This is a genomic window from Paenibacillus sp. 01T443, from assembly GCF_056398325.1.
In genome coordinates this window covers 73,735-86,505 of record NZ_JBFTPE010000009.1, presented here as the reverse complement: position 1 = coordinate 86,505, position 12,771 = coordinate 73,735, and the positions used below count along the sequence as shown (strand labels likewise).

Annotated in this window: 9 protein-coding genes; all 9 read right to left on the bottom strand. The window is 49.3% G+C overall.

What is annotated here, in order from left to right; translation table 11 throughout:
* Positions 1-54: 54 nt before the first annotated feature.
* On the bottom strand, positions 55-1,338 hold the full coding sequence (locus tag AC1DLI_RS18695; RefSeq protein WP_477605202.1) for an endo-1,4-beta-xylanase: 1,284 nt from the start codon (positions 1,336-1,338) through the stop codon (positions 55-57).
* Between the two features lie 104 nt (positions 1,339-1,442).
* Entirely contained in the window at positions 1,443-2,390 is a 948-nt protein-coding gene (locus AC1DLI_RS18690) for a carbohydrate ABC transporter permease (protein ID WP_477605200.1), read from the bottom strand.
* Positions 2,391-2,406: 16 nt separating this feature from the next.
* A complete protein-coding gene (locus tag AC1DLI_RS18685; protein WP_364153401.1) occupies positions 2,407-3,321 on the bottom strand; it encodes a carbohydrate ABC transporter permease in 915 nt (304 codons plus the stop codon).
* The gene (locus AC1DLI_RS18680) at positions 3,318-5,876 is read right to left on the bottom strand and encodes a DUF5696 domain-containing protein (RefSeq protein ID WP_477605198.1); all 2,559 of its coding nucleotides are present in this window, start codon (positions 5,874-5,876) and stop codon (positions 3,318-3,320) included. The genes AC1DLI_RS18685 and AC1DLI_RS18680 overlap by 4 nt, the downstream gene beginning before the upstream one ends.
* A 16-nt stretch (positions 5,877-5,892) precedes the next feature.
* On the bottom strand, positions 5,893-6,519 hold the full coding sequence (locus tag AC1DLI_RS18675) for a YIP1 family protein (protein WP_477605196.1): 627 nt from the start codon (positions 6,517-6,519) through the stop codon (positions 5,893-5,895).
* Positions 6,512-7,978, bottom strand: coding sequence for a hypothetical protein (locus AC1DLI_RS18670; RefSeq protein WP_477605194.1), 1,467 nt, complete (start codon positions 7,976-7,978; stop codon positions 6,512-6,514). The genes AC1DLI_RS18675 and AC1DLI_RS18670 overlap by 8 nt, the downstream gene beginning before the upstream one ends.
* A gap of 16 nt (positions 7,979-7,994) precedes the next feature.
* Entirely contained in the window at positions 7,995-8,864 is an 870-nt protein-coding gene (locus AC1DLI_RS18665; RefSeq protein ID WP_364153391.1) for a carbohydrate ABC transporter permease, read from the bottom strand.
* A 4-nt stretch (positions 8,865-8,868) separates the two neighbouring features.
* Positions 8,869-9,798: a carbohydrate ABC transporter permease gene (locus tag AC1DLI_RS18660; protein WP_477605507.1), complete on the bottom strand. Its 930-nt coding sequence runs from the start codon at positions 9,796-9,798 to the stop codon at positions 8,869-8,871.
* A 45-nt stretch (positions 9,799-9,843) separates the two neighbouring features.
* Positions 9,844-12,729 carry an extracellular solute-binding protein gene (locus AC1DLI_RS18655; RefSeq protein WP_477605191.1) on the bottom strand — a complete coding sequence of 962 codons (2,886 nt, stop codon included), beginning with the start codon at positions 12,727-12,729 and terminating at the stop codon, positions 9,844-9,846.
* Positions 12,730-12,771: the final 42 nt, after the last annotated feature.

Genomic DNA, 12,771 nt, shown 5'->3' with positions numbered 1-12,771 from the left:
TCGAAATACTCCGCTTTGGCTCCTTGTTCGCGCAGCGGTGAAGAGCTCCCCGCCTTACGGCAGCTTCGAAGGATCCACGACCGCCCAGAACGCCGGCTTCGCCTGAAGCTGCTTATCGAATAGAAACGGCGCCTCGGTGCGCTTTACCGGGAACGAGCTCAGCCACGTATGATCATCCGCGATGCCCCAGAATACGACGCCGCTGAGAATGTCCTTGTTCGCCTTGAACGCCTCGAACAGCTCATGGTACCGATCTGCTTGCATCTTCAGCACGTCATCCGGAATATCCGCTTCGAAATCTCTGCGATCGTTCCAAGCGTAGATACTCATATCGAGCTCGGTAACTAGATTGTCAAGGCCGAGCACGCTGAATTTCTGCATGGAATCGATAATGGAATCGACCGTTGGCCCGTGTATGCCGATATGCGTCTGATGACCGACGCCGTCGATCGGCACCCCTTTGTCCAGCATTTCCTTCACCAATTCATACAACCTGTCGCGTTTCACCGGATTGTCCGTTCCATAGTCGTTAATGTACAGCTTTGCGTCCGCTCCGCCCGCTTCGCGCGCCGCGCGGAAGGCCGTCTCGATGTAATCGGTACCTGTAATCTTGTACCAGTCGCTGGCCCGCATGCCGCCCGGGTCCCCCGGCTCAATGACCTCGTTTACAACGTCCCATGATTGGATATCGTCCTTATACCGTCCGACAATGGTTCGAACATGCGTATCGAGCCGTTCAAGCAGCAATTTCTTGTTCGTTTCGCGCTTTCCCGGATCCGTCTCTTCGACCATCGGTTTGCTATCGGCATCCTTAAAAAACCAAGCTCCGACTTGGCTATGCCACACAAGTGTGTGGAATCGAACTTCCATGCCGCTCTTCTTCGCGAATTCGACGATCCGGTCTGCATTTTCCCAAGTGAAGCTGCCTTCTGAAGGTTGCATGGCATCCGGCTTCATCACGTTCTCCGCGACCAGCCAATTCACGTGCTTCTTGAGCAGCTCTGATTTGAGTCCTGTTGTCTGCAACGGTTCGATGGCCGCTCCGATCGGGAAATACTCAGCATACGTTTCCGTGAGCGACGGAATATCTGTCTGGACTGACGGCTCCGGAAGCGCTCCCTCCTTTTCTTCCTCCGGAGCTGAGGTTTGTTCAATCGGGATCACGGCCTCTTCCGCCTTTGGGCCATCCACCTGCTGATCCGTCAGGCTTTCGCTTGTACTTATTGCTTCCGTCTCGCTTGGATCAAACCTGTTCAGCAGCAGCAAGGCAACGACAATTGCGGCGGCTAACAAGATAACTAACAAGGCGTTTCTTCGTTTAATTAGTGGTCTGGACAAGCCGGAAACCACCTTCCTATGGATAATTTCAATGGATACCATAAAAGGGAACAGCCTTGCGGAAGTTTCAGCTCCGCAAGGCGCTTCCCCTATACTGGTAAAAGCTAGCCTACTATGCCTGTTCGCTCGATACTTTCGACAAAATAGCGCTGAACGAACAAATAAATAATAATGAGCGGTAAAATCGCGAGCAGAATCCCCGTATCCTGCACCATGCTCATATAGAACGGATCTGCCTTTGACGCATCGCCGCCTTGAAGCTGAATCGCCAAATTGTACGGCAATGACGATAATTGCGTTGACATGACTTTACTCGAGGTTAAATACGTCGTCGTAAAGAAACTGTCGTTCCACTGCCATACAAACGAGAAGAGCGTAGTGGTAATGATGGCCGGCACCGCATTAGGCAGCATGATCCGCGTAAACGTTGACCCTACCCCGGCGCCGTCGATGTACGCCGCTTCCTCGACTTCTTTGGGAATCCCCCTGAAAAATTGCCGGAAGATAAAAATATACAATCCCGCTTTGAGCGAATTCGCTGTAAGCGACGTCAGAATAAATGGCCAATAGGAGTTGAGAAGATTAACTGATTTCCCGGCAAGCAAAGGAATAAGCCCCATTAAGGTGAAATCCTTCAGATTTAAATAAATCGGAATGAGTATGGTTGTTGGCGGTACGAGTATGGTCAAAATGACGCCAGCAAAGAGCAAATTGCTTCCTTTGAATTTCAGGCGGGCAAACCCGTATCCGGCGAGCGCGCAGGAAATCGCGGTCAGAACCGTGGTCGTCGCCGAAAGCGTAAAGGTATTGAGCAGCGTCTCCCAGTAGTCCATGATCCTTATCGCGTTCAAGAAATTGTCCAACGTATAGTGCTTGGGAATCCATACGACGATCGGCGAATAGAGATCCGTTTTGTCCTTAATCGCTGTCGAGATTTTCTGAAGGATCGGGTACAAGATAACGAACGATAACCCTGCGATCAGCGTTAACCGAATGAATGTCCAAAGCCAGCGCTTCCAGCTTTCTAACGAAAACAATCGAGAAACGGGCATCTCACACACCTTCTTTCTATTCGTGGTAGAAGACTTTTTTGGATATAAAATAAGAGCTGATCAATAAAATGACGGCAATCGCCAGAAAATAAATCCAGGCCATCGCCGAGCTGAGGCCAAAGTTGAATTTGACAAAGCCCGTATCACGAATCAAGTCCGTTAACGCATTACGCGAGAACGAATCAATAATCGTGTAAATCATGTTGACCAGAATAAGCGGGCTGACCATCGGAAAGGTAATTTTCCAGAAAGCTTCATAGCCGGTAGCTCCCTCGATCTTTGAAGCTTCGTACAGCTGAGGGGATATCGTCTGAATCCCGGCAAGGAAAATCAGAATCTGAACGCCCGACTGACTGACGATTTGGTAGATCCGGTCTACCGCACCCGTAAGATAGTTTACTATCGTCTCGCTTACGCCGGCTTGAAGCATCATTTTGGCAAGTTCGAAGCTTCCTAAAGCATTCATAACGCCGCCCGAGCCCGCATTTTGCTCATTGACGGCTTGGATCAAGCTGGTGCTCTCAAGGGTCATAATAATCCCCGAGGCCAGGATGACCGGCAAGAAAAAGATGGACCTGGCCACAGATCGGCCAAAAAACTTCTGGTTCAGCAATACCGCGAGGAACAAGCTGAATATAACGATCAGCGGTACGTTTACCACCATATTTACGATCGCTTCCGTCAGAATCCGATTAAAGGTAGCATTGACGGTCAAGGCTTCTACGTAATTCTTCCAACCGGAAAACGTGATCGTGATGCCTTCCGCATTGGCCTTGATCGTGCTGAAGCTGTAACGCAAGGATGACAGCAAAGGAATAAAGAAGAAAAATACAAATCCAAGCAGCCAAGGCAAGACGTAGACAAAGCCCCAGAGCGCTTTCTGCTCCGCATACGTCCTTTGTTTCATGCCGAGCTTCGTTAAGGATTTCATGATTGTCCACCACCCGTAATATAGCTCTCGGCTTCGACCGTCCTGCCGCCCGCCGTTACTTGTGAACGGTTATAATTCACAATGACATAAGCGCCATTCTCATAGACCGTTTTGAACACGCCTTCACTCAGCTTCTCATGCCCGGTGATCCGCTCATTCCGGACATTTTTCAGAACCCCGTTTACCTCCTGATAAATCTCGGCGGCCTGGTCGATCCACAGCTCGTAATTAACGGCGTACAGATCGTTATATTCCGTATCTTTCACCTTATGATTCGGCTCATAGATCCACTCAAAGTAAACGCCCGCACCGTATTCCAGGCATTTGAGCACGTATTGCTTTACATCGGTGAAGGTAGAAAGATTAAATGGCGCTCCCGTATAATCGATAAATCCGCGAACGACCATTTGATAAAAAGGAATCTCTTCATCCTCGATTTTAAATTTACTGTTCGACATAGGCGCATTTGTGATGTCGCTCAGATAAGGAAGCGCATAGGCATTTCCGCCGTCGGCCATCATCGTGAGATCCGCTTCACGGACCTTGTTCAGCGATTGGACGGATATCCCCTCAGACTCTGCCCGATCAACTTGATTGTTCTCGCGGTAATCGCTGTTCAATTGGTCCGCCAAATCCCGCAGCGAAATGCCTCCGGTCTTAAAGCCGCCGAAATCCTTCAGCATGGCATCCGTGAATTTTCCAACCATCTTCGGCGAAACAACATAGGACGGCGACCGGTCCCGGTCGCGTCGGTTTAGCGCCGTGTCGAGCGGATAAAGCGCTGCCGGAACTCCTCTTAGCGTTCTGGAAGCTTCCTTCGTCTCATTGAATCCTGACCCTGAATGGGCAGTTAGAATCGCGACGTCCGGATAGAATGAAATTCCCTGGTCCTTGGCAAACGATACAAAATCCTTCAAGCCTTTGCTCCCGCCGATCGCCCGGTCGACCGAGATATTATCCGGAACCTCGTGATCCAGGCCTTTGTTAAACCAGCCGGAGTACTTGAGCTTGATTTCGTGAATGTCACGCTGCTGCATCTGTGAAACAATGCTCTGCGCTTGTTCGAATGTCGTAAGCGGCTCCAGCGCTTGATACGGAATTCCTGCGATATGCTTCTTTTTGGATATGCTTCCGATCAGCTGCAGATAAAAAGGGATATCTTCCTTTCCGTCAGCCGCCTCCAGATGAGGGAGACCGTTGTTCTGCATCAAATATTGCTGGTAGTACGCAGCCATTCCTTGATAAGAAGCATCTTTGCCGTCAAGAAACGCATATCGGACCGTCAGGTCGCTCATTACCGGATTTTCTTGAAACTTTGGCAGCGAGCGCTGCTGTCCATTCGCATCCAGGTTTAAATCGCCCTTGTTCAGAACAGAGAAGCTTGGATAGACGTAGTTATAGCTGTTCAGCCTGCCGCTGATATCGGCATTAATGGTCGCAACGGACTCGCCTTCTTCAATAATGCCGAGAAAAGCGCCGCCCTCGCGGATCATTCCGAATACCGGCAGCCTGGCCTCTTGCGTTCTAACCGCATTTTCGGTCGTATCCATCGTCTGGTCCGCTCCGTATATTTGCTGCTGGTAGGCTGGATAATTAGTTTTGCCGTTGTTAAAATGGATCAGCGCCCCTGCCCCGTCCGGAACAAGGATGGAGCCCTTCGACTCCGGCCCCCCTGCGCCAAAGAAGCTCAGGAGCGAAATCGTGTTCACCGGGTATTCCTCCGGATATTGGATGCTCGAAACCGGAACTTTGGCGACGAGACTATCCCCATCCAGGACATATTCAATCGATGCAAGGAAAATCCGCGGCTCCGGCTTCGTCTGATCCAGATGGTTCTCCGCGATGTCCGCTACCAGATCCTCCTCCGTATAACCCGCATCCTCGAACGCCTTGAGCGCCCTGTCAAGCTGAAGTCCTTTCAGCGCACCGTCGTTTCTTTCATATACCGAATTTTCTTTGTTTTCGGTATAGGCGATCTTCAATGCCCGCTTCCCCGTATTATCCAATTTACTTAACACTTTTTCTTCAAAACGGGCTTTGCTCATCTTCATAGGCATGTCGTCCATCGTTTTTTTGCTCGTTCCGAACTGATACGACACCCTTACGCCGCTTGGAATTTCTTCGAATTTGATCTGCTTGTAAACCACGCTGTCCGAAAAGGAATTGACTGCGCTCAGCTGTCCGAACAAATTATAGAAATCGATTTTCAATTGAGAAGACAATACTCCCTTGTTAACCCCTGCAGCTAACGGATCCGATTCGCGTTCAGGCGGATTGCTGTGCCATATTTCGCCGCTTTGCTTATGAATGACCGCAACAGCGCCTGTCTTATCGTCCACAAACAATTTCAATAAATCATTTTCAGCTATCCCTTTCATACCGGCCACGCGGGCATCCGTGAAGGAAACGCTCAGAGCCTTTCCTTGCGTAAATGCCTCGGCAAGCTGTGCGCTATCCTCCGCCTGATTAACCGTGCCCCCATCCGAGCAGCCGGCAACGAGCAGCCCTACCAATAAACATGAGGTAAGCAGTACGTACCTTGCAGCTTTGTTCATCTCTCCTCCTCCTTCCTTAGTTCCTCATAACCAATTCTTGATAGATAACGGATATGAAGGCGATGATCTGTTGGACCAAGCTGAAGAACAGTAAACCGATAAAAGCCATAAAGCCCATCGCTACGACCGTCAGAATGATGATCCCGATCGTTTTGGACGGCGTAAATTGATGCACCGTCATATTCGCGACAAATAATAGATAAATAAACCAAATAACCGCAACGCTATTCGAAAAATAATAAAATGTCGTTTCTTGCAGCGAAATGACGTTGCTTAGCCAGATCCACGGGAAGTTAATAACGACCAGCGGAATCAAGGCAAAACAAGTTGAGGTAAAGATTTCGACAAACTTCCCTTCCCCGTCCAGCAAGGTTGTGAGCGACCAATTGGCCACGCACCAGAATAATACCGGCACAACCACGTACATGATTTCCATGAAGCTGTTCATCTCGTTCGGATTGAATAAATGAACGAGGAAACCGCTGTATTGGCTGCTTAAAATATTGGTAACGGCCAGCAGGAACACAACCGCAAATGCAATGATTAAATTGAGCTTCTGACTGCGATCATATTTCAGGTCCCAGTAGCCGTTAAAAGGATGGACGATGAGATTTAACGGATATTTAATCCACTCTTTACTCAATAGAGACACCCCTCTTTCTTCCCGACGTTTTCCGATACTTTCGTACCGCTAGTGCACCGGCTGCAAGCAAGACGATAACGGTCATGATCGTCGCGAAATGCTCTCTCATTACTTGTTTCCGGAAGAGCAGGAAAGCCTTCGAATAATTCTTTTGATCCATGCTCCGTTTAAAATGCTTCATCGCCTCTTCGTAATCGCCTTGCCTTAGAAGCGACTTGCCGATGCCGGCATAAGCGAATTCAAGGTTCGCATTCATGTTGATCGTCTGATTGAACAATTGATAGGCTTTCTCTTCCTCGCCTCTGTAATAGCTTCTAACAGCTTCGTTGAGCGTCCGGCCGTACTCCGTCGTTTGGAATACCGTAATCTCGCCGAGCGCCTTATCCAAAATGAGGAAATCGTCTCCGATCCGTTCAATCGCCACCGGCGTATTGAATTCGCCCAATTGGTTGCCTATCCCCCCGAAAACGTACATAAAATGCCCGTCGCCGCTGTAGGTGAAAACCCGGCCCCGCTTGGCATCGAGAACGGAATACATCTCGCTGTCCGCGACATCGATATCCACAAGTCTAGAGGGGCCGATATCGCTCGAATAACGAATATCGCCTTGCGGATTGTAATACCCGGTTCTGCGCAATATATCGTTGCCCTGCGCATTCAGCTTTTTGATATTGTCTCCCCAAAGATCCCCATTGGTTGCATAAATGAACCCTTCGTTATCCATATCCAGGTTCGTAAATTCCGTCGGCGTAAACATAACCATCTGGCTCCGCTGCGCCTTTGTCGACATCCGCTTCCAGAAGTATTCAACCGGATCGACATAAACGCGGTTAGCGCCGATAAATGAAGTGAACGCCCCGTCCGCATTAAATTCCATGAAGCCATCAAATACGCCGGTCGCCATCACATAGGTCCGCTGCGCCTTGTCCATAATGACCCGGACGGGTTGGAACTGAAAATTAGCTTGCAGCAGCTCGGATTCCGGCGCTTCGACAACCTTCACCAGCTTAAAATTCGAATCGAGATGAACGATGCGATTATGACCCGTATCGGCAACAAGCACATGCTTCTGATCCGTTACGAAGAGGCCTTGCGGATTCTGAAAATTGTCGGCTTGCCCGTCCCTTTCAAAGGAATCGATCGTGGCTACCGGCTTGAATTTCTCATCCAGAATGACAATCCGGTTATTGCCGGAATCCAGCACATAGATTTGTTTGTCCGGCGTGACGTAAAGATCGCTCGGATCTTTGAACGGCCCCACTCCGAGGCCTAACCCGCTCAATAAAGTTGTCGCCTGGTAAGCGGCGGGCGAGGCAACGGTATCTCCCCAGAATGAGTAATTATAGGAAGCGGCGGCTCCGTCTTCAGCCTGGACGAGCGCTCCTCCCATGCTAACGCCCAGTAAACAACAAAGCGTAATAAGGAGGTGTGCTCTCACTTTTTGTATGCTTTTAAACATCGTGCACGGCTCCCTTCTAATCCTTCATCCCGGAAGTCGCCATCGTCTGAATGACGCTGCTCTGGGAAATAATAAAGAGCGAAATCGGAACAATCATCAAGAGCAGCGCGACTGCCGCTCCAACCCCTGCTCTGGCAATTCCCCCAAGCGTAATCTGCCCCAATGCAAAGTGAAGCGTCTTTAGATTCTCACTGTAGATAAAGCTGCCTCCATCGGTTCCCCACAGCATCGGAAATTGCAAAATCATGAGCGTTAGCCATGCAGGCTTCACATTGGGCATAACGATACTCCAGTAAATCCGGTACTCATTAGCTCCGTCTATTTTGGCCGCTTCCAGCAGGGCATCCGGAATTTGTTCCATAAATTGCTTCATCAGGAAAAGCCCTAACGGGAAAGCCAATGACGGCACAATGATAGACGCATGCGTATTGATCCATCCCAGCCAGGACATCACCATATAGTTGGGAATGGCCGTTACATGCGGAGAAAACATCAAGGACAGCACGACGATGGAAAAAAGCGTTTTTGATCCCATGAATCGGTATTTGGCTAGCGGATAAGCCGCAGCGGATGCCAATAAGATATGACCCACGGTGCCGACAACCGTAATCAGCAGCGTATTGGCGATATAGCGCGATAGCGGCACCCACGAATTCCCCATCAAGGACAGCAGATCATAAAAGTTATCCAATGTCGGATTGTTCACGAAAAACCGCGGCGGGAAAATGAACAATTCGTCAAGCGGTTTAAAGGCATTGTTCACCGCATAAATTAACGGCAGAGCCATAAAGGACCCGAATAAGGCAAGGAGAACGAACAGCAAAAAGCTGACGGTAAAGGAGCGATTGAGCTTTTTGGGCGTTCGAAAGGCCGCCATCATTTTCATGTCGTCACTCACCTATCTTTCTCAACATTTTTTGCGTCAGCATGTTGGTCCCGATCATAAGCCCGAAGAGAACCGTCGCGATCGCGGACGCGTAGCCCATCTCGAAACGGATTGTGCCATAATCCATCAGATGCGTTACGACGGTATGCGCCGCGTAATTGACGCTTGGAAATCCCGCAAGCGCGATCGATATGTCAGCAACGGCAAACGAACCGGTAATCTGCATGACCGCGCCGAACAGAAGCTGCGGCCTCATGGAAGGCAGCGTAATGAACCAAAGCTCCTGCCAGCGGTTCTTAATTCCGTCTACCGCCCCTGCTTCAACCAGCGTTCTATCGATCGTTTGCAGACCGGCGATAAAGGCTAAGAAGCTGGTTCCCAGACTGAGCCAAAGCTGAACGATCATGACAATGGTCAAAATATATTTCTCGTCCAGCAGCCATTGAATCGGTTCCAATATAAACCCGATCTTCATCAGGAAACCGTTCAAATAGCCGTAGCTGTCGCCGGAAAACACGATCAGCCAAATAAAGAACACATTTCCTGAAATCGCCGGCGCATAAAAAATCAACGTCATGAATGCGCGCACCTTGGGCGAAAGCTCGTTGATGATCCATGCAAACAGGAAGCAGGCGATATAGCTGATAGGACCGGTAATGACCGCGAACATAAACGTGTTCTTCAAGGCGATCATAAAAACATCATCGTTTAGAAACAGCCTAGAATAGTTTTGCCAGCCCACAAAACGCGGAAATTCAAGCATATTAAAATAGAAGAAACTTAAGCAGAGCGAGAAAACTACCGGAATAACGGTAAATAAGAAAAAAATAATCATGTAAGGACTCATCAATAGGTAGTAATGCTTGTTTCGTTTCAACTCATTCACGACATAAGCCAACTTGGATCTCTTATTCGGACGAATGGAGCCCTTCATGGCTTGAGCGGTTGTTTCTGCTTGCACCCGGCTTCCTCCCCCTAACTAATGCGGTAAATTAAATTCTTTCCGCTTAATCTCAATTTCATCGTTAATATAGAGGATATAATCCGAAAAGGCTTCGCGGGGATTCTCATTGGCATTAACTACTTTCCTGAAGGCATTGTCCAAATGCCTGCCCGTAAAGTAACCGCCCGGAACCTGCGGAATGCCTCTGACCCACTGCCACTGGCTCTCTAAGTTGTTGTAATCCTTGACCGGCCAAGGCAGCTCTTCAAGCGCCTCAATATTGGCCGTCGGATACCGAGCCGCCTCGCCCATAAGACCTTCCATTTCACGTCCGTAAGCAATTTGGGTTTCCTTGTCCGTCCACCATTTCATAAATTGCCAAGACGACTCTTTATCATCCGAATTTTCCAGCATCATGACGCCGGTTGTGTGGCTGGCTACTTCATTGTTAATCGTGCCGTCCGCAAGCTTCGTGCCCGGAACAACCGTGAAGTCCCATAGGCCTTTGATCTCCGGAGCCATGACCGTCAGCATGTTGTACGTCGTATAGTCCGCAATGCCTATCGGCATCTCGCCCGTTCTGAACCGGTTCGGGAAGTCCGCTTGCAGCGGGAACTTATAGCTTGTATAAAATTGCGTCCATTTTTTAAATGCGCTCATCGAAATTTCGGAATCGAGTGCGCTCTTCTTATCGTCACCACGATAAAATTCGCCGCCGTTCTGGTAAAGCAGCATAGAGAATGTCGCATTCGGAACCAAACTCGCATTCGTGGCCTCAAGCGGCAAATAAAACTCCATGTTGTGCTTCTGAAGAACCGAAATCATGTTATAGATATCCTGCCAGGTTTTCGGCGGAGTCAAATTCAGCTCCTTGAGGATATCTTTGCGATAGAACAACATCGGGAATGTCTGCTGCTCCGGGAGGGCAAATACTCCATCATCGTATTTGTAAGGCGTAAGTCCGCTGTCGCGGAACCTTGAAGCGACTTCATCGTAATCCGCAAAGCGCGACAAGTCGGCCGCAGCGCCCCTCATCGCATAGTTCACCGGAACATCTTCGCCGATCTGCATGGCCACGTCCGGCCCCTCGCCGGCAAGCGTAGCCGGCAGAAGGATGTTGCCCGGAACGAGCTTCAGCTGAACGGAAATATCCGTATCCGGCGTAAAGGAATCGTCAATCAGTCCCTTCAATACTTGCGCCTGATCGCGACCGGTGGTAATCCACACCGTGACCGCACGATTTTTCTCTTCGGTATTTCCGATGTTGTCATAATCTTCTGTATAAGAGGCCGCATAGGCTCCGAGCTCATGTCCTACCTCTTCCAGCAATGTGGCTTCCGCTCTCGGAAGTTCGCGGCCTGGCGAAGAGACAACAAGATAATCAAGCGAAAGCGGCTGCTCCCGCACGGTCAGGATCCACGTTCCCAGACCGCCGACATTGACCTTGTATGCATCCAATCGCTTGGCAACCGTTTCAGGATATGCCGCCAAATCCTTCAGTTGGCGAACCATCGAATGAAGGACGGCTACCTTGTCGCTTCGTTCACCTGTCGCTTGCTCGAGATAGTCCGCTACGCTTTGAATCGTTTCGGCTTGTTCCGTGAAAACTTCTACCATATCAGGAATCCGCTTCTCCAATTGATAATCGCGAAACGGATCAGGCTTATTCGACGTAATCATTAAGATTTTCCGGTACATCTCATTCAACTGCAGCACGCTCGACTCGATCGTCTGAAGCAAAGGCGCGATATCGCCAAGGGAGACCATCATTCGAATACGATGCGTGCCTTTGGTCAAATGGTACGAGTAGGGCTCATCGCCGCCCAGCACATTCATCTGCCAATCCCTTTCAAAGTTAAAGCGAATTCGCTTCATCTCCTCAAACGGATATTTTCCGTCGATCATAAGACTCCGCGTGGCGTAGACGCCGCGAAGCTGGTCCTGCTTTTGTTTTAACGCAATTTGATACAAACCGTCCTCTTCTACCTCGAATTCCCACTCGATCCACTGCCCGGGCAGCTTCCAGTTCAGTCCTCCGATGGTGTTGATTCTGATTTTTGAAACGTCATATGGAATAACCGTTGGACTAGACCTGTCGGACATCGGATATAAGGTCGGGGAAGACTTGAACTCTGCGTCCTCCGCTTGGATGAGGATATATTGATCCTTGACAGGCTTTATGCCTCCGGCTGTATACTCGCTCTTCAGCTCTTCGTAAGTCTTCAACTCCTGATCTTGGTATAGCTCAATATAATCAATCGCCATGGGCTCTCTTAACGCCGTCAAGGAAAGCCTTTGCATGCCTTTGTCGAAATAGAAGGAATAAGGCTCATCATAATAACCGTATCTGTCGGTGAGCGCGGTGATTTGCCATTCAGGCTTCTCAACCTGTCTCGGACGCAGGTCGTTTCCTCTGTCGTCTCTCTTGATCTCTTCATTCCGATCTCCCCATACCCGGTCAAACAAAATAATATCAGCGCCCTTAAAGGGGACTTCCTGATTAATAGCAAATTGTCTTTCAATGGCAGAGCTCTTTCCCTCGATCGGATAATAATGAATTCTAACGTTGTACAAACCAGGCTGATCCATTTGAACATCCCAATCAATAGATCCCGTCTCCGGTGTAATTACCGCTTTCCCTTCCAAACCATGCAGCTTCTCTGCGACTTCAAAACCGTCCCCGACGGTTTCGGCATAATTCTCCCCCTCGATTCGAATCACCCCTTCAGGCCGCTTCGCTGTCGAGTGGGAATTTATATATTCGTCATAACCTTCTGCTCCAGCCGATTCCGCTTCAAAATCAACCATGGCCCGAACCTGCCCGTTATTTGTCTGATTTGAAGGGTAAAAAGCCCAAATGGACAATACAAATACGGCAAGAACAAGGATGACGATTACATACTTCTTCTTTCTGATGTTCAATTTTTCTCCCCTCCTGCAGCATGAAGTATTCAATCCAATAAC

Bases quoted from the DNA above. Each gene is read 5' to 3' on its own strand.
- AC1DLI_RS18670 (WP_477605194.1), bottom strand. From the start codon at position 7,978: ATGTTTAAAAGCATACAAAAAGTGAGAGCACACCTCCTTATTACGCTT.
- AC1DLI_RS18685 (WP_364153401.1), bottom strand. From the start codon at position 3,321: ATGAAATCCTTAACGAAGCTCGGCATGAAACAAAGGACGTATGCGGAG.
- AC1DLI_RS18680 (WP_477605198.1), bottom strand. From the start codon at position 5,876: ATGAACAAAGCTGCAAGGTACGTACTGCTTACCTCATGTTTATTGGTA.
- AC1DLI_RS18690 (WP_477605200.1), bottom strand. From the start codon at position 2,390: ATGCCCGTTTCTCGATTGTTTTCGTTAGAAAGCTGGAAGCGCTGGCTT.
- AC1DLI_RS18660 (WP_477605507.1), bottom strand. From the start codon at position 9,798: ATGAAGGGCTCCATTCGTCCGAATAAGAGATCCAAGTTGGCTTATGTC.
- AC1DLI_RS18665 (WP_364153391.1), bottom strand. From the start codon at position 8,864: ATGAAAATGATGGCGGCCTTTCGAACGCCCAAAAAGCTCAATCGCTCC.